This is a genomic window from Lysinibacillus odysseyi 34hs-1 = NBRC 100172, assembly GCF_001591965.1.
Lineage (GTDB): Bacteria > Bacillota > Bacilli > Bacillales_A > Planococcaceae > Lysinibacillus_B > Lysinibacillus_B odysseyi.
In genome coordinates, this window is the sequence record NZ_BCVX01000005.1 from 1 (window position 1) to 23,054 (window position 23,054).

A 23,054-nucleotide genomic window follows, 5' to 3' on the forward strand; every position below is an offset into this window, starting at 1 on the left:
TGTAAACCATCTTTCAACTTTCTGACATGAATCAAAAAGTATCATCCGGTATTAGCCCCGGTTTCCCGGAGTTATCCCAGACTACAGGGCAGGTTGCCCACGTGTTACTCACCCGTCCGCCGCTAACGTTAAGCCGGTGCAAGCACCAACAAAACGTTCGCTCGACTTGCATGTATTAGGCACGCCGCCAGCGTTCGTCCTGAGCCAGGATCAAACTCTCCATAAAAGTAGTTTGAGTTAAGCTCAAAATGTTGCTGACTAGTTTAAAGTCAAATTGTCTCTTTCAATTAAGAAAGAAAATTATTGTTAACGTCTTGCTTGTTCAGTTTTCAAAGTTCATTTTGTTACCGCTCGTTAGCAGCAACTCTTATATATTAACACTTACCAAATTTTGTGTCAATAACTTTTTAATTTTTTCAACCGCCGTTTTCAGCGGCGACTTTTATAATAGTAACACCGATTAACCATCAAGTCAATTACTTTTTAAAAGTTTTCAATATCTCCTCCGCATTTCAGCGGTGTTTAATAATTTAACATGTTTTTTATACAAATGCAACCCTTTTTAAAAAGAATTTTAATTTCCCCTTTAATCGATAGTCCAGTCCATCGCTATATTAAACCTTCGAGAGACTATCAGTATTTATAGATACCTGCTTCTTTCAATAAGGTTGAATCACTTCCCATCAGACAACGTGCTGCACATCCTCTCTTGAGGGAATGTCATTCTATAGTAAATAGTCATATAAACCATTGCGGATTGATTTACCTTTTACAGATAATAGACCGCTATTGAAAGCTAGTCATAACCATACGTTTTTCTACAGTATGTATGCAGATCATCAACGAGCATCATGTAAACAATTATAAATTTATAAAAAATGACCCCGGCTGCATACCGAAGTCATTTCATCATTTTCTACCAAAAATAGTCCCCTCTTTATTAAACAGGCTTTTGTCTGGATAGCATTTTCAACTTATTCCGGAATATAAGGAAGGTCCAAGTTCTTCGGAATATTGATGACATGCGTTTCTGTATAGGATTTTAATCCTTCTTCCCCATATTCACGGCCCACTCCTGACTGCTTTACTCCTCCAAATGGGAAACGAACATCCAAACCTTGAATCGCCGCAGTATTGATCATCGTCGTACCTGCTTCGATGCGGCGGGCAACTTTTATAGCATGTTCTACTTCTCCCCATACAGAACTTGTTAAACCGTAGATACTTTCATTATGCAATGCAATGACCTGTTCCTCATCATCAAAAGGCAGGATTGGAACAGTAGGGCCGAATTGCTCCTCGGCTACAATCGGGTCATGGTAATCGGCACCGAGCACTAGTGTCGGCTGAAGGAAATAACCATTTTCCATCAGATCGGGGCTTATTATTTTCCCCAGCTTGATAACCTCCGCTCCTTTGCTTTTCGCATCTTCGATTAAGCTTTGTACATATTTTACTTGATTTTTATTATTAACAGGACCGACTGTCACATCCGGGTTGAATGGGTCCCCCACTCGAATCCATTTGTTCGCCGCTTCAATATATTTCTCTACAAACTCCTTATAAATAGAACGGTGTACATATACACGCTTTGCAATCATACAGATTTGCCCTGCCGTTAAGAAGTTGGAGATAACCATTCTGCGTAAAGCACGCTCGTCATTCACATCAAAATCCTCTAAGACGATGGCTGCGTCATTGCCGCCTAATTCAAGTGTCATCTTTTTAATCGTTTCGGATGCAGCCTTCATAATGCTTTTCGCTGTCTTCGTTCCACCTGTAAAGGCAATTTTTGCGACCTTTTCATTCGATGTCAGCTCAATACCTACATCCGCTTCCCCGTGAACGAGATTAAGCACACCCGGCGGAAACTCATCCGCTATTATTTCCGCAACCCGGCTAACCGCTAGCGGTGCAAAGGGGCTTGGCTTTAAAACCATTGTATTACCCGTCAATAATGCAGGCGCTATTTTAATTGTTGATAAGGAAATAGGGTAGTTCCATGGTGTAATCGCTGAAACAACGCCTATCGGATCAAACGTAATAATCGTTCTGCCGTTTTCATGCTTTTTTTCTTGCGGTGTCACGACATTTTTCACATGGTCACAGGCAAACTCCATCCACATAAGTGAAACTGCAATTTCCCCTTCTGCATCATATAACGCTTTCCCATGCTCCCGCGATAATAACTCAGCAATCTCCGGTGTAGCATCCTTTATCTTTTGAATAGCGCGTTTCATTCTTGCTATGCGGTCCTCCACATCGCTCCAAGCCCAGCTTTTAAATGCATTATAGGCAGCATCAATAGCGCGGATTGCTTCTTCTTTTGTATTGATTGGTGCATAGCCGACGATTTCATCAGGATGTGTTGGATTTTCACGAGGCAATTTGTTTTCGGTCTCTACCTTTTTACCATCTATTATGGCATGTACGATAATCGGCTCTTTTGACACTTTCAAGTCCTCCAGTCGCTCTTCCATGTTTTATACATACCTATTATGGTAAACAAGCTCTTCAACTATACGAATGTTTTCCAGGAAGCTTGTCCTTCAGCGGTTTTTGCTTTATGAAACGCTTATCGTATATGTATTTAGTAAATAGTTAGTAAGAAAAATAGCGTATAATATATGAACGGAAATAGATGAAAGAAGGCGGTGAGAAAATGAGGGTTTCAAGAGATGCATTAGAAAATCAGCAAATTTGGATTTATGTAGTCGCTCTTTTAGTCGGAGGTTTGATAGGAATGGGAAACGAGTCGTTCGGCAGTCGGCTCGAAATATTGATTTCGCCCTTTATCGCGATATTAATGTACAGCATGTTCACACAAATACCGTTTTTAACATTAAAGAAAACAATACATAATAGTAGATTTATGATCGCCCTGCTTGTAGGAAACTTTTTGATCGTTCCAATCGTTGTGTGGGGTCTTCTCCTATTGTTCCCGCAAACACCGGCTGTATTAATAGGCGTTTGTTTAGTACTGCTTACACCATGTATTGACTATGTCATCGTATTTACGCAGCTTGGCAAAGGAGATGCAAAATTAATACTTACAGCAACACCGATTCTTTTAATCGTTCAACTACTGTTATTGCCTGTGTATTTATGGATGTTTGCAGGAGAAGGAATTTCAGAAATTGTTCAGATGGGTCCGTTTGTAGAAGCGTTTTTATTCTTGATTCTTCTGCCGCTTCTTTTAGCAATCGCCACGCAGCTATCGGCTAAAAAACAGTCAATCGGGAAGCAATTGTTTGAAGCAGCCGGCTGGTTATCTGTTCCTTTTATGGCGCTCGTGTTAATATTCGTTGTCGCTTCCCAAATCGCAAAAGTGTATCACGATTTTGATGTGATTGTCGGGGTTATACCGATTTATATCCTATTCCTCATCGTCATGCCGATCATGGCGAGACTGCTCGTTTCTCTTTTCAAATTAGATACCGGCGCTGGACGGGCATTGATCTTCAGCACAGGCACACGAAATTCTTTAGTCGTTCTTCCATTAGCCTTTGCGCTGCCTGATTCTATCGCTACGCTGGCTGCCGCTGTCATCGTGACGCAAACAATCATCGAATTGGCAGGTGAGCTCATCTATATTAAGATAGTTCCTGCTTATATTGTAAAAGACCGTTTAGATAACTAAGGAAATAGCTGATGTTTTCATGACTGGGTGCAGCGGATTTTAGAGATACGAAGGATATTTTTAAAGGCGAACCAACAATTGCTTGACGGTTCGCCTTCGTTTTTTCAGTCTTTACCCTAAAACTAAGAAGCTGTATTATTCCAATTCCGAAAGTGGCAGCCTGTAAAGCTTGTCTCCATTTTTCTGTGGATTGCCCCGCCCGTCTGTATTATTCGTGATGAAATACAGGTAAGCTTCATCTATTAATACATCACGGATTCGGCCAAGTCCCGTTATGATTTCCTTTTGTTCCCCAGAGCCCGGATCAAATGCCAGTACGGCCGTTCCTCTTAATGCGGCAACGTATAATTTTCCATCGTAATAGTCCATTCCTGACGGTGCCCATGTCGTTTCGGCTCCTGACGTAAATAACGGGGACACCATTCCTTCCTGTTCTTCATGGCCTTCAATGAGCGGCCAGCCGTAATTTTTTCCGGCTTCAATCCGGTTGATTTCATCGTTGGCATTATTGCCATGCTCACTGGCAAACAGCTCCCCGTCAGGTGACCACGTAACGCCTTGCGGATTGCGGTGTCCGTAACTGTAGACGTAGGAATTCGGGAATGGATTGTCATGAGGAATCGTACCATCTACATTCATTCTTAATATTTTCCCGCCCAATGAATTTATATCTTGTGCTATCTCCCGCCTCGTTGCATCACCTGTCGTCGCATACAGTTTCCCATCAGGCCCGATCTTCAGCCTGCCGCCGTGATGATAGGAGCCACTCGGGATGTGATCAAGGAGCAGCTTTTCCTCCGTCCAGATTCCATCTTCCAGACGAAGTGTGACCACTCTGTTAAATTGTCCACCATTATCCTCATACGTATAGTAGGCATATGCCCTATTGGAGTCCTGAAAATCCGGTGCAAGCACAAAACCTAATAATCCCGCCTCTGCAGCAGTTGAAAGCTTCTTCTGCAGTTCAAGATCGTAACGCTCCATTTTGCCATTCTCGATTTTTACAATATGTCCCGGTCTTTCTGTCAGGTAGAACGTATCGCCAAGCTTTTCGATAGACCAGGGCACTTCAAGATTTTCCATGATTACCTCAGGCTTCTGATTTCCCTGTTCTTTAACGGCATCACTTTGCCGGTCTACAGTCATTGTCTTTTCAGCTTTAGAACACCCCGCTAGTAAAGTGACTGTCAGTAGGATAAATAGAAAAAGCTGTTTCACTAATCATCACCCCTGCTTCGTTACTTGTAAGAGGAGGAGAACACTTAATTCCCCCTTTTTTTGCCTCATGCTAAATCACTCGTCCTGATCCTCCAGATCATATGATCGTTTCCTTCGTCCCAATAATCCTTTAACAAATAATCCGGATTTCCAAATTTCTTTTTCCAGATTTTTTGTGCACTTGTATAACCGCTGTCTAGACAAAATTCTTCTATTCCTTTACTTTTTAACGTTGAATACATCGCATCCCGCAGTAAATTCCCTACCCCCATCCGCTGATAGTCCGGATGAACAAATACTGTCCCTACCTCAACTAGTTCTTTGAAGGTGTTATTTGTACACTTACATATGAAATCACTTGCCGGACCATATTCGATAGAACCAATAATTTTATTATCATCTAAAGCAATCAAAAAATACCGTTTCTCCCCATTGCTTTCAAAATCGCTTTCCAAGTATTTCTCTTTCACCGCGATTTCATCATCTATATCATTCAACTTCCCGCCTATACCTTCTTTATTAAAAGTATCCGTAACCACGATTCTAAAAAGGGAATGCAGCTCTTTTCTATCGCCGGTTACTGGTCTTCGTATCTCCACTTTAAGCATCCAAAACTCCCCCTCTCCTTTCACTTCAACACTATCCTTCCACTATCCTTCTTCATTTTGTCTGTTTATCTGCACAAGGATTTTTTACATAACTTCATTCTCTTTTTCTACAGAAAACAAAAATCCGTCCACTTATTCGGATTCATAAGTGGACGGATGCAAGGTGTTAAGGTTTTATATAGTTAATTATTCGTTCGCTAACTCTTAATTCGTCATAATTTTATCTCTGCAAAATATTACTATTATCCCCGTTACAATAAATAAAACTCTGTAAGCATAGATAATATATTTGTTTTTTAAATACCAGCCTTTTGCAGTCAAATACACTTCTAACAATACAAATGCACTGTAAAATAAAATTAGCTTTAAAAAGTTCAATTGGTTAAAAAACAATAAAATTAACAGTAAACTGCAATATATCCACATTCTAAAAAATTGGTTTTTCATATAATAATCCTTTCGCTGGATATAGAATATAAATCTTACAAACTGTATTATCATCAGTAATCTTATAATTAAAGTTACTAATAGAAAAAGCAGGGATAGATAGAAACACACCTGTATCCGGGTTGTAGGAGCGTGACATCAGGTAGTACAGCTTTGTCTGTTTGTCATAACGGTATATTTTATATAAATACCCGTCATATTGCCTATCTTCACTGAGAAAAGTACCGTTCTACATTTTTGGCAAAAGAAAAAGACAGCTCTAGTGGCTGCCTTGCTCATTCTCTTCGTTACCCAGCGACTGTACATGGTACATGGCCGGGTCGTCTTCGAATGATACGTATGTTGGACGAGGGAAATGATGATGCCCGTCATGGTTCAGTTTTTGGAAAATGTCGAGCATTGCACGTTTGAATTCGGGCTCGATCAAGTTCTCCTCGTAGCCGCTTGTAATAACGCGGATCGGCGTGTAACCTTCCTCATCGAATTCGTCGCCGTCCTTTGTTAAATAGTGAAGTGTGATATTGAATGTATTGACGGGTGGATCCATCCATATTTTATAAAGGTGTGAATGTGCATGAGGATGGTCAGGCTTATCTTTCATCTGCTGTAAGAAGCTTTCTAATTGGTCAAAAATTCGTTTCATTAAGAACACTTCCTTTTTCATTGGTTCTTTATCTATTGACCAAATCGGGACTTCATAAACTTCGTTACATGTATTTATGCCCCACTCTCTTACTTGCTGCTATTTTCTCGGCTGCAGGATGAACGGTTTGGATTGAAGGGAATTCTCGGCATCTTTTTCGGATTGGACGATGACGCGCATCTCTTCTTCTCCTTCAAATATCCTGTTCGGATTCATCATCGAGACAAAGAGCTCCCCATTCGGATTCGGCCGGAAAGCTGTCTGGCCGACGATTTGCCCGGCTGTAATCTTCACATTTTCCTTTGGACCAAATGTAACACCGCCATCTGCCTTCTCAAGCGTAATTGTATATGTCTGCTCTGAAGAAAGCTTTTCGGCAAACACTTGGATATCAACAGCATCCCGTTCAAAAATGAACTGTACATCTCCATGCCCATCCGGGAAATACAGCTTGCCGATCTGCTTGATGACCGCCACCTCATCCTCGTCGGCCTTTACCTCCTGGCTACCCAGGTTTTCTTTATCTGAGCAAGCAGCCAACATGACACCTAACAGTAAGATTAAACCTAATTTTTTCATGACATCCTCCCTCACCCATCTATATTTTTTCTTGCTTTAATATATTGTTTTTGTAACATACTGTTCTAAGGAAAGGACGTAGTATCCATCTTTCCTTTTGTAAAGGAACAATGCGATTTATAAGGTGCTGAATACAGCCTGGGCAGTGGTCTTTTTCTGCAGCTACACTCCTTTGTAAGCCCTTTCAAGTTACACCGCCTCATTTTCAAGCACTGAAAACCGGTTGCGCTGTCCCCTTTACTCTTTAAGCTTCCCCTGATCCGATATATCTTCTATTACCTGGCACATTTCAACACGCTGTTTATAATATTCCCTAATTAGCGGTAATATAAAACGGCCGCCTTTCTTCTGCCGATAGGAGTATCAGGAGATTTAGTTAGAATAATAAAGCTGCCCAGAAATTCCCGACTTTCTGGACAGCCCCTTTTTGTTTCGTTATTCCAGATGCTGGAGGATGCTGTTTTTCACTTCCTCAAGTGTCGATGAACCGCCGATATCGCCTGTTTTCACCCCGTTTGCGAGTGTCTGTTCAATAGCGTTTAGTACTTTGTTCCCTATCTCCTGATGTCCAAGGAAATCAAGCATCATTTTGCCTGTCCAGATCTGGCCGATTGGGTTTGCGATGCCTTTTCCGGCGATGTCCGGCGCCGAGCCGTGCACAGGCTCGAACATGGAAGGGTATTCCCGTTCAATATTGAGGTTGGCAGCAGGGGCGATACCGATACTGCCCATAATCGCACCGCCGAGGTCTGTTAAAATGTCCCCGAATAGGTTCGATGCGACAATGACATCGAACTGGTGCGGCTTCATGACGAAGAAGGCTGCCAGGGCATCAATGTGATTTACTGCCGTATCAATATCCGGATAGTCCTGCTTCACTTCCTCGAACACCTCATCCCAAAACGGCATGGAATAGGTAAGTCCGTTCGATTTTGTGGCGCTTGTCACATGTCCACGTGAGCCTTTGGCAAGCTCAAACGCATAGCGCATCGCCCGCTCCGTGCCTTTGCGGGTGAATACCGCATTCTGAATAGCAATTTCATCTGCCCCTTGATGCATCCGTCCGCCGCTGTCCGAGTATTCCCCTTCCGAGTTTTCACGAACAACCGTAATATCGAAGTTCTGCGGGTTTTTTAATGGAGATTCAAGTCCGGCAAGAAGCTTTGCAGGTCGGACATTGATAGCCTGTTTGAGCTCACGGCGGATTTTAATTAACAGCCCCCATAAAGAAATGTGGTCTGGTACGAGCTCCGGCATACCCACTGCTCCGAGGAAAATTTGGTCATAGCCCTTCAAAATTTCAATGCCATCTTCGGGCATCATTTTTCCGTGCTCCAAATAATAGTCGCAGCCCCATGGGAAATAGGTCCATTCAAATTGGAACCCTCCGTCCAGTTCGGCGGCAGCGTCGAGCACCTCGATAGCGGCCGGAACAACCTCCTTCCCGATTCCGTCCCCTTCAATAACAGCAATGCGGTATATTTTCACGACACTTCCTCCTTATGTATGAAAATTCACTATACTACTACTATAAAGCAAATGTCGAAAAAGACCTACTATTTTTATCAGTAAGGAAAGAGTAAAGAAGGATGCATCTATCACTATTTTACGAAAAATGATGATTTCATTTCATTTAAACTTCACATTTTTTGTTTACACTGTTACATGGAGAAGGAAGTAGCAGATTCCTTCTTTTCCATTCACTTTTTATAGGAGGCGTAGTTCATTGAAAAAAATCATACTAGCATTGTTTTCCTGTCTGTTTATGTTTAGCGCAGCGGGAAATGCTTTTGCACACACACATTTGGAGAGCACAAATCCGGCAGACGGCGAAACGATCACAGAGCCGTTGACGGAGGTAACACTTACATTCGAAGGGAAAATTGAGCAAGGGAGTACAATTGATCTGACAGACGCAAATAATGAAGCGGTCGAATTTGACAATATTTCTGTTAAAGATCAGGTGATGACTGGTACACTTGTTAACCCGTTGGAAAACGGAACATATAAGGCGCGATGGAGCAGTATCAGTGCAGATGGGCACCCAATGGAAGGTGAGTTCACGTTTACGGTAGAAACACCTCTAGCAGAAGAAACAGCAGACCAGACAGACACAGCAGATGATGAGGCGGCACCGATCGCAGCAGAGAATGATAAAGAGAAGGCTGAAAAGTCTCCATTTACGTCTACGATGTTCAGCATCGTGTTAGTACTTGTATTGTTGATGGTGGCAAGCTTCTTCTTTTTACTAAAAAGAAAGAAATAAAAGATGCAAACTCTCGTCATTATTAGCCAAACATTGTTATACCTTTGTTTTTCTGTTCTTATGGGCAGCTTTCTTATCGGGCTTGTCCCTTCTACATATCGACCTGCAATCAATAGCTCAAGGCGCCTATTGATTATTTGTACAGCTGGTATCCCGCTGTTTGCTTTTATCCCGGTGCTGGAGGTCATTTTGTATCTTGCGCCAAGATTAGGTGCTGCAGAAAGCTCATTATCTGTGTTAACAAGCTTTACGATCGGAAAGGCATGGGGGTGGACGCTTGTACTGGCAATCGGATTGCTGCTCGCCGCTTTACTGGTCAAGGAGCATGAAAGCGCACTATTCAACACAACAGGCGCGATCCTTACGTTTCTTTTGATCGTGACGATTGCCTGGTCAAGCCATGCAAGCTCTATCGCTCCGTTTAGTGGCTTTGTCGGTGATGCAATCCATCTACTGGCTATGAGCGTGTGGACAGGCATTTTAGTGATCATTAGCTGGCGCGCTGCGAATACGGCGAATTGGCGGTCGTTCCTTACGTGGTTCACACCGGTTGCCGCTCTCTGTTTTATAGTTGTCACAGTCAGCGGACTGCTGCTTATGAACGTATTAATCGATGGTTATGTAGCATCATGGACATCTCCTTATGGGCAGGGTCTTTTATTCAAGCATCTGTTCGTCATACTGTTATTGTTCTATGCGGGCATCAACGGGTTTTGGGTCAAACGAAAATTAAAGAATGATCAGGGCTTCAGCCCGATACGATGGGCTAGGCTTGAAAGCGTCGTTATTTTTATGATCTTTGCTATTACTGCCGCCTTCAGCCAGCTGTCCCCTCCCTCTGAGGGAGAGATGGATGACCCATCCAAACTGTTTATGCTCACATACGGTAAAGAAATTCCGCTGAATGCGGCTGTACAGCTTGAATGGAGCGGTATGGGAATATTGCTCTTGTTGCTGGCTATTGCATGCGGCGCTTTACTGGCCACAGCATTCAGCAAGCAGGCCCCGCGTCTTATGGTACTTTTACTAAGCGGCGTGCTTGTGCTTTGCCTATATTTGGCGTTGATGACAAGTGTCGTACTTGTGTAATAATGGCTGTTCAGCATCTCGTTGAACAGCCGTTTTCTTTTTTGCGTAGGGTTGGCTGGGTTTTTATTACGTATCGACTAATATTATTCCTTTATATCATAGACAAGAATATCAAATAACTTCCCGTCCGTATAAAGAAGAATAGCCCACTCTCCCGCATTGGGAAAACTAACAGAGGAAGGGGCATGTGTATCTGCTCCGTTATTTGGCCCGCTTGTTTGAGTACTCCAGCCCTGGGTCAATACTTTATGAACCGTCTTTGTATCACGCTCATAGCCGACAACTGTCAGCTCTGTCGGCCCCACTCCCCATAAATGCCACATCCATTTCTGCCCTTTGACACTTGGCATACTAGCTCCAATGACGCCGGATTTATTTTCATTACCGAGCATACCCCGGCCGAATTCCTGCGCTTTTTGCTCCCAATTGATTTTGTCAAAATCGCTTTTCTTTACGAATTCAGGTAAATCGTCAGGCATCTCCACTGGCTTTTGTTCTTTACACCCGGCTATGAGCAGTATGAGCAGGAACAGGATGAACGATAATTTTTTCATACATTCCCCCCTAAATATAACTCTTTATATGATGTTATTATGAGATAAGTAGAATGAATATTCAAACTATATAAGGCGGGGTGTTTTCTTCTATTTATGGTTCGAAATTTTAATTTTGAACCAATCCATTCCTTGCCTGCTTGCCTTTTTGTAGAATGGGGGTGCGGAGGTGGAAAAATGAAGCATCTTCAGCTTTCAGCGGTTGTCCGAAGACTACCGCAAGACCATGCACACTCCTCCTATTGGGAGGACAAAAATAACCGGGCTGCAGTCGGATATGTGGGGGAGCATCAAGTGATTCGACTGCTGGGAGAACGCGAAGAAGAAAGCCGGTGGATCTCCGGTTTTTCCTATAGTCAGCATGAAATTGATATTTTGCTTGTAACGAAGCATTGCCTTTTTTGCATTGAAGTGAAAAATATATCCGGCCGGCTGGATATCGAACAGGGTAAATCACAGCTGCTCCGCACACGAATTGATGGCATACAAGACAGCTTTAATAATCCGGCAGAGCAGGTAAAGCGCCATGTCCGGCTTGTAAAAAAACTTGCTGGCGGAATACCGGTTATCGGTCTCGTCGTGATAGCAAATCCTCAAACAATTATCGGGACAGCTCCAAGTGATGTACCGATCCTCCACATGAGCGGACTTTCCAGCATCATTACTAGCTTAATGGCTGACTATCATTCACATCATCTGGATGTAGAGTTGGTCTATCAGTATTTTTTAGAACTTCACAAACCTGCCCTCAGGAAATTGCCATTTTCCGAGAGCGATTTCTTGAATGGTGTTCTCTGCCCTGCCTGTTTTTTTAAAGTTCCTATGTTTTTTCAACACGGAACATTTATTTGCCCTGCTTGTAAGCTGAGGGACAAGCATGCCTACGAATACGCCCTAGCTGATTACCGTCTGCTAATTGGGGAGATGATTACAAACCAGGCGTTCCGCCGGTTCTGCAAGGTGGCATCTCGGGACGCAGCAAACCGGCTGCTGCGAAACTTTGAAAGAATTGGCGATACCCGCGGCGCTGTTTATAAAATCCCTGAACAGATAATTACTAAACACCAGGACTTACTATTCAATTCGCGCAATTGAGCCTCAAATTCGCGCAATGAAGGCCGATTTTCGCGCAATAAACCCCCTTTTTCGCGCAATACACCTGGCCGACGGAAATAAAAAAGGCGGATGTGCGTACACATCTGCCTTTTCCTTGCTGATCGCTGCCTCACAGGACAGCATTAATCAAAGATTTATTAAAGTAGCTCATTCGCTTTTGCTAATTGGATTTTTACTTGCTCGAAGCCTGTGCCGCCAAGCGAATTACGGCGTCGTACTGCTGCTTCCGGTGCCAGAACCTCGTAGATATCCTCATCAATCAGATCTGACTCTTTTTTCATTTCCTCAAGCGGCAGATCCAATAGGTAGATTCCCTTTTGGATACAAGTAAAGACGAGCTTCCCTGTTACTTCATGTGCTTCACGGAACGGCATACCTTTTGTCGCCAAGTAGTCTGCCAGCTCTGTTGCGTTTGAAAAATCAGAATGTACAGCACTATGCAGGCGCTCTGTATTTACTAACATCGTACGGATCATGCCCTCGAAAATTTTCAGCGAGCCAAGGACTGTTTCCATCGTATCGAACATGCCTTCCTTATCTTCCTGCATATCCTTGTTGTATGTCAGCGGTGTTCCTTTCAGTACTGTTAACAGCCCCATCAAGTTACCAAATGCACGGCCTGCTTTTCCGCGGATCAATTCAGCCATATCCGGATTTTTTTTCTGCGGCATTATAGAAGAGCCTGTCGAGAATGCATCGTCCAGCTCGATAAATTTAAACTCATCCGTTGACCAAATGATGATTTCCTCTGCAAAGCGTGACAGATGCGTCATCAATAGAGCGGAATTCGAAAGGAACTCTACGATGAAATCTCGGTCACTTACCGCATCCATTGAGTTTGCGTACACATCTGCAAAACCTAATAGTTCTGCAGATTTCAAACGGTCGATCGGGAAAGTTGTCCCCGCCATTGCCCCTGCACCAAGCGGCAGAATATCGATGCGTTTCATTGACTCGGAGAAACGCTCCTTATCGCGCTGCAGCTGCCAGAAATAGACCATTAAGTGGTGGGCAAATGAAATCGGCTGTGCACGCTGAAGATGTGTATAGCCCGGCGCAATCGTTTCCACATGCTGCTCTGCCTGCTTCACAATCGTCTTTTGGAAGTTTTCGATTAAACCGATGACTTCCGGTACACGTTTTTTCAGGAATAGGTGCATGTCTGTTGCAACCTGGTCGTTACGGGAACGCCCTGTATGTAATTTACCGCCGACAGGACCAATCAGGTCAATCAGCATTTTCTCCAAGTTTAGATGGATGTCTTCGTTTGCTATGGAAAATTCCAGCTCGCCTGCTTCAGCCCTTTGCTTCAGCTGTGCAAGACCTTCCAGAATCTTTGCTACGTCCTCAGCCGGCAGGATTCCTTGTGCGCCAAGCATTGTCACATGTGCAACAGAACCCTCGATATCTTCCAGCACTAGTTGCTGGTCAAAGCCGATTGATGCACCGAATTCATCGACCCAAGCTTCTGCCGATTTTTGAAAACGGCCGCCCCATAATTTCGCCATAATTGCCACTCCTATATTAGTAAGTCATTTGAACAGACGAGAATATCTGCCTTTAAACGGGTGAGCAAGAAGCATCCGCCCCTTGCTCACCGAGGATTATTTTGTTACGGATTGCTTTTTCGATACTTCTGATGCTACTACAGTCGGTAGGCCCCATAGTTCAATGAATCCAACTGCGGATGCGTGGTTGAACTGGTCTGCCTTTGAGTACGTTGCCAGCTCTTCAGAGTAAAGAGAGTTGTCGGATTTACGTCCTTCTACAATGGCATGACCTTTATATAATTTTACACGTACTGTACCGTTTACATATTTTTGTGTTTCTTTCAGGAATGCTTCCAACGCTGTGCGGATTGGGTTGAACCACAATCCGTTGTAAATGATTTCAGATAGTTTATGCTCGATGATCGGCTTAAAGTGAGCAAGCTCTTTTACAAGTGTGATATCTTCTAGCTCCTTATGGGCAGTCAATAACACTTTTGCTCCTGGAATTTCGTATACTTCACGCGATTTGATGCCGACAAGACGGTTTTCTACGTGGTCGATACGTCCAACGCCGTGTGCACCGGCAATTTTATTCAGCTCCTGGATGAGGTCGGCTAATTTCATTTCTGTACCATTTAATGAAACCGGCTTTCCTTCCACAAACTCGATTTCTACGTATTCAGCAGTGTCTGGCGCGTTTTCAACAGATACTGTCAACCCGTACGCTTCTTCCGGTGGTGCTACCCAAGGGTCTTCCATGACGCCCGCTTCGTTTGCGCGGCCCCATAGGTTTTGGTCGATAGAAAACGGAGAATCGATTGTTGCAGGAATCGGTACACCGTGTTTTGCAGCGTATTCGATTTCCTCATCACGGCTCCAGCCCCAGTCACGAACAGGTGCCAGTACTTCTAGATCCGGATTTAATGCTTTAATCGATACTTCAAAACGTACCTGGTCATTTCCTTTACCAGTACAGCCGTGCGCTACTGCGTCAGCATTTACCTCATTTGCGATTTCTACTAATTTTTTAGAAATTAACGGACGTGATAAAGCTGATACTAATGGATACTTTTGTTCGTACCATGTATGGCCTTGCAGGGAAACTAATGCATATTCCTCTGCGAATTCGTCTTTCGCATCGACCATATACGATTCGATTGCACCTACTTGAAGTGCTTTGTTTTTGATAAATTCAAGATCTTTTCCTTCACCAACGTCTAGACAAACAGCGATGACGTCCCATCCTTGTTCTTTTAACCATGGAATTGCTACTGATGTATCTAGACCGCCTGAATAAGCGAGTACTACTTTTTTATTAGCCATTTTGATTTGCCTCCGATATGTTTTATGTATGTTTATACATCGAATTAAAAGTTTATACATGAATAGTATCATGGAATAAAAATAAACACAAGTGTATTTCTATAAAAAATTAGACTTTTTCAACTCCTTAAAAAAGTCTAATTGCCACGCTTTTCAGTCTATAATATGCACGTTTTATTTTTTATTGAAAAAGCCCTTCCCCACCTTCTCGACGAGCACTGGTGCCAGTGCATAAAGTTTCGCCGTAATTCCCATGACACGCGGCAGGTTTACTTCACGCACGGGGCGTTCAATCGTTTTGACAACTTCCGTTGCTACATATTCCGGTTCAATCAGAAAGCGTTTGATCGATTCCCGGTAGGCGTTTGTAGCATCCGCTTTTTGCAAAAATGGCGTATCAATCGGCCCTGGAAAAATCCCCGTTACGTTGATGCCATACTCAGCCAGCTCCAGCCGCACACCATTCAAAAAGCCTGTAATGGCATGCTTGGACGCTGCATACACACTCGCTTTGCGTGTCGCTACTTTGCCTGCCTGTGAGCTGACATAAATAAGGTGGCCGCCGCCGCGTGCAATGAGTTTCGGGGCAATCCGCTTCGTAAGATAGATTGGTGCTTTTACATTAACATCAATCATTGTATCCACTTCCTCATCCGTCAATTCATGCACATTTGCAAAGATGCCAAGACCTGCATTTAAGATGGCTACATCGATATCCGGCAGTTCGGATACAACCCGTTCCATGTCCTCAAGTCTACGAAGATCCGCCTGTATGACATGTGCGCCCATGTTGGACAAAGTCTTTAACGCAGATTCATTTCTCCCCGTTGCATAAACGGTATAGCCCTTTTTTATACAAATTTCTGTTATTTTTAATCCAACACCGCTCGTGGCACCTGTGACAAAAACTGTTTTTTTATTCATTTTTGTGTATACCTCCCTCTAGCTCTTCACTTCCTCATTATATAAAAAAAGGGAGCAGCCGTATATGTGCCGCCCCACTCCTTTCCTTATTCAATGTCCTCCTGCCATTTTTCATAACCCCCCTCCAGATTTACAAGGTTATGAAATCCATTTGCCTTTAAAATACTTACGGCAATGGCTGACCGCTTCCCTGCCTGGCAATGGACAATCAGCTTTTTGTCCGGCAGTTCCTGCAATTGTTCCTTCAGTATTCCGACCATTATATTTACTGCACCTTCAATATGCCCCTCTCCATATTCATTCTGGCCCCGGACATCAAGCAGGATCACGTCCTCGGTGTCCATTATGCCTTTTGCCTGTTCAGGCGTAACGTTCATATATGCATCCAGTTCGCTCGTTTCCTCCAACACTTTTTGCACATCCAGATAACCTGCTAACTCATCAATGCCGATGGAACGCAATGTAATCATGATATCATCCATTTCAAAAGGGTCAGCAAGTAGATAAAGCGGTATGTCATAGTCCATTATCCAGCCTATCCAATGAGGGAATGATTCATTAAAAGGAATGTTGACTGTTCCTTGCAGATGACCTTCTGAGAAGCTTTTGGCGTCCCTCGTATCAATGATTTGATGATCCGTTTCTGCCAGGCTTTCAATATTCGCTGTATTTGTAATAAGCTCCGGATGGGGAAGATTTCCAATCAGCTTCGGTCCATTTTGGTTAATTGATTTCATCAAGGCAAAATAAGCCGGTACTTCTGGCTGCTCTGCTAGTAATGCTTGTATAAAGGCTGCTTCCTCGTCATATTGCAATGCCCAATTGAATCGTTTTTCGTAGCCGACTGTAGAAGCAGGGACATCACCGCCGGACTTTCCGCAGGAGCTTCCCGCTCCATGTGCCGGCCAGACCTGCAGGTAATCCTCTAATTGCTTGAAACGTTTGATTGATCTATAGAGAGCTTTTGCCCCTTCCTCGGCTGTGACGCCCCCTGACTTCTCTAGAATATCCGGGCGCCCGATTCCGCCGAATAATACAAAGTCTCCGGTAAAAATACCGATTGGTTCATCTGCCTGTCCGCTGTCTGTCAGCAAAAAGGAAAGCGACTCCGGTGTATGACCGGGTGTGTGCAGCACCTCAAATATCAACGAGCCAATCGTGAACCGGTCCCCGTCTTTTAAAAGAATATGATCGAGCTCCTCAAGATGCCGGTAGGCCCACCTTTTGCCTCCTTCATCTGAGAGGTAAACGGCTGCACCAAGATGTGCCAATTCCCGCGTACCTGTTACAAAATCTGCATGGATATGGCTCTCTACAGCCCCTACAATTTTCATGCCTTTCTTTTTTGCTGCCTCCACATATGGGGCAATATGGCGCATCGGATCAATAATGACCGCCTGGCCTGTCCTTTCACAGCCTACTAAATAGGAGGCATGTGCTAATTTTTCATCATAAAAATATCGTAACAGCATTGCCATCTCTCCTTCTTCGTATGTGTAGATTTCAGGAATGCTCCTTCTTTTGTTCATTCCCCCTGCTCCATTCCATAACCATTTCATTTACTTTTCGCATGATAAATGAATATTCCTTTTCCAATGGAACCGAACTGAGAGGAGAAGCTACAATATTTAGGATCCTCACCATAAATTAGGGATGAGCACGCGCGGAAATGGTTTCGGGGGTCTATTCCCCGAAACCATTTAGCCCAAGCCGTGCACCCAGGAAAGCGTCGCGCCAGAATGAAAATCAACCCCATGTTATGGTGTCGAACCAGTATTTACATAAAATACACTTATTTATGTAATTTGTATCTGAATGTTAGAATAGGATAGGGACAGCTTATTTATCCAGCAAAGGAGGTTGTAGTAATGGAAGGTTTTCATATCTTTCTTTATATTTGCTTAGGTATTGCGTTGCTTTCTGTTGCCATCAGCGTTTTCTTGAGAAGAAGCAGGCACGAGCGGCTCATAAGTAAAATGTACGCCTTTCTGTTTTTAGTCAGCGTTTTGATTATTCTCATTAGCCTCTTCATCGGCGGCTGGGAAGGAATGGGCTATGGCTTCATCGGTATTTCCATATTCCTTGGCAGTGTGATCGGACTTGCTGTCACTATATTAATCAGGCCAATGAAACAAGTATAAAAAATATTTTAGTAAGTGAGGCGGCATGCTATACAACGCCGCCTCACTTACGATATACAGCCGCTTATAGCTTTTTTAAGCCAAGGAAAGGAAGCCTCCCCTCCGTTGTTCCATCCTAAATAACAGGTTTTCAGCGGTCCTTCTAAGCTCTATTTTCCAGCTACATGAGTTCTGCTCTTTTTCGCTTCATTACCGATGCCCAGACAAGAACGGGCACAAGCAATAATGAAAGATACATACCGATAAGCCCTAAAATTGCATAGCTTGAGTAGGCTACGACGACGCTTGATAAAATACTGCCCGCAGAGCCGCCAATGGCAACCCCGACATCGATGGAGCCTTGGATTTTTGCTCTATTTTGCAATGTTGTGGAATCAACAATGATTGCGGTACCGCTGATGAGCCCGAAATTCCAGCCAAGACCAAGCAGCATTAATGCAGTCGTCAGCATGGCAACAGATCCGTCAGTCGCAGCAACGGCCAATACTCCTGCAGTTGCCAATGTGCAGGCTGAAGCAACCACCATTTTTACTCTCCCTATTTTATCTACAAGCGAGCCTGTTACGAGCGATGGCAAATACATAGATGCTATATGAAGACCAATCACCATACCGACAGCAGACAATGTACTGCCGTGATGCTGCATATGAACAGGTGTCATCGTCATTATAGCCACCATGACAATATGTGATAACACAAGGACGGAAGCTCCAACAACAATACCTATCCGGTTGCCGCTTACAGACGCAGGTATTTCAACAATTTCTGCCTCCTGCCGCTGTATTCTTTCCTCCATCATGCGGGCCACCAGGAGCGGATCGGGTTTTAGCAATACATAAAAGACGAGTCCCGCTGCACCATAGGCAGCGGCGGCCAGCATGAATGGACCTGACAGTGCCGGCAGATTAAAAATTTCAGCCGCTTTTCCCATCGGCGTTACTAAATTCGGCCCTGCTACCGCTCCAAGCGTCGTAGCAACCATGGCGATACTGACTGCTTTCGCACGTTGATGCTTGCTTGCCAGGTCAGCTCCTGTATAGCGGGCCTGCAGATTTGTCGCTGTCCCGGCACCGTAAATAAATAATGCCAAAAAGAGGAGAGGTACATTATGTAATGCAGCAGCCGCCACTACCCCAAGTGCTCCGACAGCCCCGGTAAAGAAGCCTAAAGAAAGCCCCAGCCTTCTTCCTTTTTTATGCGTTATACGCCCTACAAGATATGCCGCTAATGCGGATCCAAGCGTAAAAAGAGCAGAAGGAAGACCTGTCAGACTCTCCAGCCCCAGCATATCCTTTGCCAGTAATGCCCCCACTGTAATCCCTGCGGCCAATCCCGCACCGCCAAGCGTTTGAGAAAGCAGGACGACTAGCAGCGTCCTTTTATAAAGGGCACGCTGCAATGTTTCCGAAGCAGCAATTTCCCCTATATCATGCGTTTGAAATCGAAACATCGTTCACCCTCCATCCTTTTTTCCACCTATTATTACAGATAACTTCTAAAAGATTGTATGTCCTGTTTTACTTAGCTATTTCTTTTAAATAATTCCTTCCCCTTGAATATAGGACCGGACTCCGATATAGTACTTAACAGTTTTTCATAAAAATTATGTAATTTTTGCAACTTTTGTATTTACATAGACGAGGATATGGTGAAAGGTGGGAAGAGATGGCGCTTGAACTTGAACAAATATATAGAGAACACATGAACGACCTTTACCGCTACCTGTACTCCTTGACACAGCAGCACACGCTTGCGGAGGATCTGCTCCAGGAGACATTTGCGAAGGCACATGTCATGATGCTGGGAGGCAGCATACGTGAAATAAAACCATGGCTATTCAAAGTAGCCTACTATACGTATATCGACAGTGTCAGAAAAGAAAGCCGCTTCATCCATTCTGACACCATTGAAACAATCGACACTCACACCCCTGAGCAAATTACGCTGGAGAAGGACTCTTTTCAAAAGCTGCTCGATCTTTTGGAAACGATTAAGCCAATTGAAAAACAGGCCATTTTATTATGCGATGTTCATGATTGCACAAATGAACAGGCTGCAGAAATCCTTCAGCTAAAACTTAATACATTAAAAAGCCATTTAGCCAGGGGACGCAGAAAGCTGCGTGAAAAACTTACAAAGGAGGAGAATAAATGAACTCATATGAAAAATTGCTGGCGCAGGCTAAGCAAGACGGCCCTGCTTCTAAAAGTGATCCGGGCCGCAATATAAAAAAGGCAGTTGCCACATCAAAATGGAAGCTTATTTTGTCAACCATTACAGTTGCTTTGCTCATTGTCCCAACTATTTATATGCTGACATTCATTTACTATGCATTTGGTACAAAGTCGACGACACTGATGGATATCACAAGCTATACAATGTACATTACTGAACCGAACTCAACGCTGGAGGAGCTGGAGTTTGACATGGATTTTTCTCTTTTTTCGATGGATTTGTCTTTTGAGCAGTTCAAGCAAATCGGGGATGAAGTTTATCCAGTTAAAACATACGATCTGACATTTGCCTTTGATGAGCTAGTAGGCAAGGAAATATCCTCCCGCCTGGAAAAGGCATATCCTAAATACCCTACTGAGACAAATCAGTGGCTTGTCCATCCGAAACAGGTCCCGGAATTCAGCACAGCAGATGAGTCACTTAAACTAGCCGGCCTCCCCGAAGAAACCGTTGTGGAAGCCTATCTATCCTTTAACGACCTGTATGCCGTCAAGGATGTAGTGAAATCAATGGAGGGTGTTGATGTAGCGTGGGCTGCTGTTTATACAGGTGTAGAAGACAAAATGCTAAGCGCTGACGGTGATGTCGTGTCACCGATTGGCTATCCGGTTCAGGCAGATCCAACAAACTGGTCTCCGTTTAAGGATGCCAAGTCCCATGAAGATGTGTTTCTTGATATGCTGAAATATTTACAGCCATATGAAGAAATCGCGGTCGATGTGTCGGCACATAAAAATCTGGAGCTTGCAGAACGGATAGATTATTTAGAGAAGAATGGATTTATGTCATATGGGGTCGTCGTGACGGGTCCAAAAAACGAAGTAGAAAAGCTGCAGAACAATCCTATGGTTCGCTACATGAAACTCGGGGAGGTAAAATTATGGAACTGGACACGCTAAAAATAAGAGTTTTTCATTGGGCAGGCTGGATTAGTGTAATTATCGGGTTATTCGCTTTAGCGATATTAAATATAACTCTCCTGTCGGGCTATGATACACCATTCAGTGACCGGCTTTCCCTTTTCATCTTCCTGTCACTTCTTTTCGGGGCTATCGCCTGCCTCCAGCGGATGAGCCGGACACTTGGCTTATGGGGTATATTCCTCGCCTTTTTCCTCATTCTGTTCATGGGCGTCATGTTCTTACTAGGGTGGTTTATTATCCCGTTCCCATGATTCAAAACCGATTTTGACACAAAAACAGTTTTTCTATATGTAAAAAGACCGGTTTCATCATTTATTATGATGCCGGTCTTTTTGCTTATCCTCTTTTTTCTACTTTCCTGTACGTCATAGCTAATAGCATGGAAGGAATTGTACAAATAATCATTCCTATAAAGGCATAGCGCGGCTCGATCTCATAAAGGTAGCCCCCTAGTATCGTAAAGACAGCCGTACTCCAGCTGAGAGCGAGCGCCGAGTACATCCCCTGCGCGTTCGGTACTTGGAGCGGCGGTATGTTCTTTGTCAAATAACGCATAAATGCATAATGTCCCATTGCAAACGAGGCTGCATGCAGCGCCTGTGAAATCGTAAAGACGATGACATTCGGGAATGCAAAAACAAGAATCCAGCGCAGTGTTGAACCAAGTGCCGCCATCGTCAGCAGCGAACCGACAGAAAACTTACTGAATGCCGTATCTGCCTTCGCAAAGAAAATTATTTCGCTAAGAACGGCAATATTAATAATGACACCAATCAAATATTTCGGTGCGCCAATTTCCTGCAGGTAAATATAGCCATAATTATAATACGAAGCATGGGCAGCCTGCAGCAGGATGACGATCAGCAGCACAAGGCCGAAATGTTTCACTTTAAATAGATCACGCATCGCAAACGATGTTTCTTTCGTTCTTTCCGGCTTGACTGTCAGTACTTCTGGTGTCTGGAACAAGGAAAGCAGCATAAACACAAGGACCCCAAGCATCATAGCCCATAAAATAAAGCCGTCACCAAACGCCCCTGTAAACAGCGTCAGAAGCAGTCCCCCGACAACAAAGCCGATAGATCCCCATGAGCGGCTTTTTCCATAATGCTTCAGCTGGCGGCTTTGCACTAATACGGATGCAGCACTATCCAAGGCAGGCATCAATACCGGATAGCACATATGGATCAATAACGTAGCAATGAACAATGCGGGAAAAGACTGCGATGGAATGTACAATAGCAATGATAAAAATGTGGCAATCCCAAATGCATTGATCAATCGTTTACTGCTCCAAACCCGCAGCAAATAAGGGAAAATAAACAGGGTCGTGATTCCCCGTGCTGCCAGTCCGGCACTCATCATAAAGCTTACATCCGATACGGTAAGCCCCTTTTCATCAATCAACCAGCCTGACCAATAAGGAAGGAAAATCCCCCATGTCAGGAAAAATATAAAGAAATGCTGACTCATCCAGCGGTGTATATTCATTTATCTTACCTCCAGTTCTATAGCATCATAGCACGAAGTTTTTTAGAATAATGTGAGATATCTCATATTTAAGAGTCGAATCTTTAAATAATCTTATCATTCTTCCTTTACAGGAGGTACTTTATGAGTCCTGTGTCATTTTCTATTTTCCCTTCCCCCTATTTGCATAAAAATAAGTAGGTTTTGACAAAATTCAAAAACACTATTTTTCTCGTTGAGAAAAATAGTGTTTTTTCGGTGGAGAGAAATTGATTTCCGTTTCGGAGACGCTTTTTTGCGGGCACAGCCTGTGCCTGTAGTCTCAGGCATCGTGCTGTTCACGCAGGAAGCTTTGAAATAGCTTACGAGTCATTGCTTCGCTCTGCAG

General features: G+C 43.7%; 21 protein-coding genes and 1 rRNA gene. 8 read left to right on the forward strand and 14 right to left on the reverse strand.

Annotated elements, in window-relative coordinates; translation table 11 throughout:
• Both BOD01S_RS23530 and BOD01S_RS09215 read right to left on the reverse strand, forming a co-directional pair.
• A 16S ribosomal RNA gene (locus BOD01S_RS23530) occupies positions 1 to 226 on the reverse strand; the annotation flags it as partial.
• 748 nt (positions 227 to 974) lie between these two features.
• Positions 975 to 2,480, reverse strand: coding sequence for an aldehyde dehydrogenase family protein (locus BOD01S_RS09215; RefSeq protein ID WP_036154688.1), 1,506 nt, complete (start codon positions 2,478 to 2,480; stop codon positions 975 to 977).
• A 182-nt stretch (positions 2,481 to 2,662) separates the two neighbouring features.
• On the opposite strand from BOD01S_RS09215, the gene BOD01S_RS09220 reads away from it, so the two are divergent.
• The gene (locus BOD01S_RS09220) at positions 2,663 to 3,640 is read left to right on the forward strand and encodes an arsenic resistance protein (protein ID WP_036154686.1); all 978 of its coding nucleotides are present in this window, start codon (positions 2,663 to 2,665) and stop codon (positions 3,638 to 3,640) included.
• A 135-nt stretch (positions 3,641 to 3,775) separates the two neighbouring features.
• Here the strand turns inward: BOD01S_RS09220 and BOD01S_RS09225 are convergent, their stop codons facing one another.
• From BOD01S_RS09225 to BOD01S_RS09245, 5 genes are all read right to left on the reverse strand, one after another.
• Positions 3,776 to 4,858, reverse strand: a complete 1,083-nt coding sequence (locus BOD01S_RS09225) for a PQQ-dependent sugar dehydrogenase (protein WP_036154684.1) — start codon at positions 4,856 to 4,858, stop codon at positions 3,776 to 3,778.
• Between the two features lie 65 nt (positions 4,859 to 4,923).
• Positions 4,924 to 5,466, reverse strand: coding sequence for a GNAT family N-acetyltransferase (locus tag BOD01S_RS09230; RefSeq protein ID WP_036154682.1), 543 nt, complete (start codon positions 5,464 to 5,466; stop codon positions 4,924 to 4,926).
• 706 nt (positions 5,467 to 6,172) lie between these two features.
• On the reverse strand, positions 6,173 to 6,556 hold the full coding sequence (locus tag BOD01S_RS09235) for a hypothetical protein (RefSeq protein ID WP_036154680.1): 384 nt from the start codon (positions 6,554 to 6,556) through the stop codon (positions 6,173 to 6,175).
• Between the two features lie 99 nt (positions 6,557 to 6,655).
• Complete coding sequence (locus BOD01S_RS09240) at positions 6,656 to 7,135, reverse strand: hypothetical protein (protein WP_036154678.1); 480 nt, start codon at positions 7,133 to 7,135, stop codon at positions 6,656 to 6,658.
• A 435-nt stretch (positions 7,136 to 7,570) separates the two neighbouring features.
• Entirely contained in the window at positions 7,571 to 8,623 is a 1,053-nt protein-coding gene (locus BOD01S_RS09245) for a tartrate dehydrogenase (protein ID WP_036154676.1), read from the reverse strand.
• Positions 8,624 to 8,861: 238 nt separating this feature from the next.
• Between BOD01S_RS09245 and BOD01S_RS09250 the strand changes: the two genes are divergently transcribed.
• Complete coding sequence (locus tag BOD01S_RS09250; protein ID WP_052124841.1) at positions 8,862 to 9,401, forward strand: copper resistance CopC family protein; 540 nt, start codon at positions 8,862 to 8,864, stop codon at positions 9,399 to 9,401.
• 3 nt (positions 9,402 to 9,404) lie between these two features.
• Positions 9,405 to 10,490 (forward strand): copper resistance D family protein, encoded by a 1,086-nt coding sequence (locus BOD01S_RS09255; RefSeq protein ID WP_036154674.1) that lies wholly within the window; start codon positions 9,405 to 9,407, stop codon positions 10,488 to 10,490.
• A gap of 83 nt (positions 10,491 to 10,573) precedes the next feature.
• Here BOD01S_RS09255 and BOD01S_RS09260 read toward each other — a convergent pair whose 3' ends face one another.
• Positions 10,574 to 11,044: a hypothetical protein gene (locus BOD01S_RS09260; protein WP_036154672.1), complete on the reverse strand. Its 471-nt coding sequence runs from the start codon at positions 11,042 to 11,044 to the stop codon at positions 10,574 to 10,576.
• Between the two features lie 177 nt (positions 11,045 to 11,221).
• On the opposite strand from BOD01S_RS09260, the gene BOD01S_RS09265 reads away from it, so the two are divergent.
• On the forward strand, positions 11,222 to 12,139 hold the full coding sequence (locus BOD01S_RS09265) for a nuclease-related domain-containing protein (RefSeq protein ID WP_036154670.1): 918 nt from the start codon (positions 11,222 to 11,224) through the stop codon (positions 12,137 to 12,139).
• Between the two features lie 158 nt (positions 12,140 to 12,297).
• Here the strand turns inward: BOD01S_RS09265 and argH are convergent, their stop codons facing one another.
• The 4 genes from argH to BOD01S_RS09285 form a co-directional block, all read right to left on the reverse strand.
• Positions 12,298 to 13,668 (reverse strand): argininosuccinate lyase, encoded by a 1,371-nt coding sequence (argH, locus tag BOD01S_RS09270; protein WP_036154669.1) that lies wholly within the window; start codon positions 13,666 to 13,668, stop codon positions 12,298 to 12,300.
• A 96-nt stretch (positions 13,669 to 13,764) separates the two neighbouring features.
• Positions 13,765 to 14,973 carry an argininosuccinate synthase gene (locus BOD01S_RS09275; protein ID WP_036154666.1) on the reverse strand — a complete coding sequence of 403 codons (1,209 nt, stop codon included), beginning with the start codon at positions 14,971 to 14,973 and terminating at the stop codon, positions 13,765 to 13,767.
• A 174-nt stretch (positions 14,974 to 15,147) separates the two neighbouring features.
• Positions 15,148 to 15,897 (reverse strand): SDR family NAD(P)-dependent oxidoreductase, encoded by a 750-nt coding sequence (locus tag BOD01S_RS09280; RefSeq protein ID WP_036154664.1) that lies wholly within the window; start codon positions 15,895 to 15,897, stop codon positions 15,148 to 15,150.
• An 86-nt stretch (positions 15,898 to 15,983) separates the two neighbouring features.
• Entirely contained in the window at positions 15,984 to 17,369 is a 1,386-nt protein-coding gene (locus BOD01S_RS09285; protein WP_036154756.1) for an MBL fold metallo-hydrolase, read from the reverse strand.
• 396 nt (positions 17,370 to 17,765) lie between these two features.
• On the opposite strand from BOD01S_RS09285, the gene BOD01S_RS09290 reads away from it, so the two are divergent.
• Entirely contained in the window at positions 17,766 to 18,038 is a 273-nt protein-coding gene (locus BOD01S_RS09290; protein ID WP_036154662.1) for a YesK family protein, read from the forward strand.
• Positions 18,039 to 18,198: 160 nt separating this feature from the next.
• Here BOD01S_RS09290 and BOD01S_RS09295 read toward each other — a convergent pair whose 3' ends face one another.
• Positions 18,199 to 19,488: an MFS transporter gene (locus BOD01S_RS09295; protein ID WP_052124840.1), complete on the reverse strand. Its 1,290-nt coding sequence runs from the start codon at positions 19,486 to 19,488 to the stop codon at positions 18,199 to 18,201.
• Between the two features lie 215 nt (positions 19,489 to 19,703).
• On the opposite strand from BOD01S_RS09295, the gene BOD01S_RS09300 reads away from it, so the two are divergent.
• From BOD01S_RS09300 to BOD01S_RS09310, 3 genes are read left to right on the forward strand one after another with little or no spacing between them, the layout of a single operon-like run.
• Entirely contained in the window at positions 19,704 to 20,192 is a 489-nt protein-coding gene (locus tag BOD01S_RS09300) for a sigma-70 family RNA polymerase sigma factor (RefSeq protein WP_036154660.1), read from the forward strand.
• Positions 20,189 to 21,172 carry an anti-sigma factor gene (locus BOD01S_RS09305; protein ID WP_036154658.1) on the forward strand — a complete coding sequence of 328 codons (984 nt, stop codon included), beginning with the start codon at positions 20,189 to 20,191 and terminating at the stop codon, positions 21,170 to 21,172. Before BOD01S_RS09300 ends, BOD01S_RS09305 begins: the two co-directional genes overlap by 4 nt.
• Positions 21,154 to 21,447, forward strand: a complete 294-nt coding sequence (locus tag BOD01S_RS09310; protein ID WP_036154656.1) for a hypothetical protein — start codon at positions 21,154 to 21,156, stop codon at positions 21,445 to 21,447. Before BOD01S_RS09305 ends, BOD01S_RS09310 begins: the two co-directional genes overlap by 19 nt.
• A gap of 85 nt (positions 21,448 to 21,532) precedes the next feature.
• Here the strand turns inward: BOD01S_RS09310 and BOD01S_RS09315 are convergent, their stop codons facing one another.
• Positions 21,533 to 22,687, reverse strand: coding sequence for an MFS transporter (locus BOD01S_RS09315; RefSeq protein ID WP_036154654.1), 1,155 nt, complete (start codon positions 22,685 to 22,687; stop codon positions 21,533 to 21,535).
• Between the last annotated feature and the right edge of the window lie 367 nt (positions 22,688 to 23,054).

Bases quoted from the DNA above. Each gene is read 5' to 3' on its own strand.
- BOD01S_RS09300 (WP_036154660.1), top strand. From the start codon at position 19,704: ATGGCGCTTGAACTTGAACAAATATATAGAGAACACATGAACGACCTT.
- BOD01S_RS09310 (WP_036154656.1), top strand. From the start codon at position 21,154: ATGGAACTGGACACGCTAAAAATAAGAGTTTTTCATTGGGCAGGCTGG.
- BOD01S_RS09285 (WP_036154756.1), bottom strand. From the start codon at position 17,369: ATGCTGTTACGATATTTTTATGATGAAAAATTAGCACATGCCTCCTAT.
- BOD01S_RS09280 (WP_036154664.1), bottom strand. From the start codon at position 15,897: ATGAATAAAAAAACAGTTTTTGTCACAGGTGCCACGAGCGGTGTTGGA.
- BOD01S_RS09295 (WP_052124840.1), bottom strand. From the start codon at position 19,488: ATGTTTCGATTTCAAACGCATGATATAGGGGAAATTGCTGCTTCGGAA.
- BOD01S_RS09265 (WP_036154670.1), top strand. From the start codon at position 11,222: ATGAAGCATCTTCAGCTTTCAGCGGTTGTCCGAAGACTACCGCAAGAC.
- argH (WP_036154669.1), bottom strand. From the start codon at position 13,668: ATGGCGAAATTATGGGGCGGCCGTTTTCAAAAATCGGCAGAAGCTTGG.
- BOD01S_RS09315 (WP_036154654.1), bottom strand. From the start codon at position 22,687: ATGAATATACACCGCTGGATGAGTCAGCATTTCTTTATATTTTTCCTG.
- BOD01S_RS09275 (WP_036154666.1), bottom strand. From the start codon at position 14,973: ATGGCTAATAAAAAAGTAGTACTCGCTTATTCAGGCGGTCTAGATACA.
- BOD01S_RS09235 (WP_036154680.1), bottom strand. From the start codon at position 6,556: ATGAAACGAATTTTTGACCAATTAGAAAGCTTCTTACAGCAGATGAAA.
- BOD01S_RS09255 (WP_036154674.1), top strand. From the start codon at position 9,405: ATGCAAACTCTCGTCATTATTAGCCAAACATTGTTATACCTTTGTTTT.
- BOD01S_RS09260 (WP_036154672.1), bottom strand. From the start codon at position 11,044: ATGAAAAAATTATCGTTCATCCTGTTCCTGCTCATACTGCTCATAGCC.
- BOD01S_RS09230 (WP_036154682.1), bottom strand. From the start codon at position 5,466: ATGCTTAAAGTGGAGATACGAAGACCAGTAACCGGCGATAGAAAAGAG.
- BOD01S_RS09290 (WP_036154662.1), top strand. From the start codon at position 17,766: ATGGAAGGTTTTCATATCTTTCTTTATATTTGCTTAGGTATTGCGTTG.
- BOD01S_RS09215 (WP_036154688.1), bottom strand. From the start codon at position 2,480: ATGGAAGAGCGACTGGAGGACTTGAAAGTGTCAAAAGAGCCGATTATC.
- BOD01S_RS09240 (WP_036154678.1), bottom strand. From the start codon at position 7,135: ATGAAAAAATTAGGTTTAATCTTACTGTTAGGTGTCATGTTGGCTGCT.
- BOD01S_RS09305 (WP_036154658.1), top strand. From the start codon at position 20,189: ATGAACTCATATGAAAAATTGCTGGCGCAGGCTAAGCAAGACGGCCCT.
- BOD01S_RS09220 (WP_036154686.1), top strand. From the start codon at position 2,663: ATGAGGGTTTCAAGAGATGCATTAGAAAATCAGCAAATTTGGATTTAT.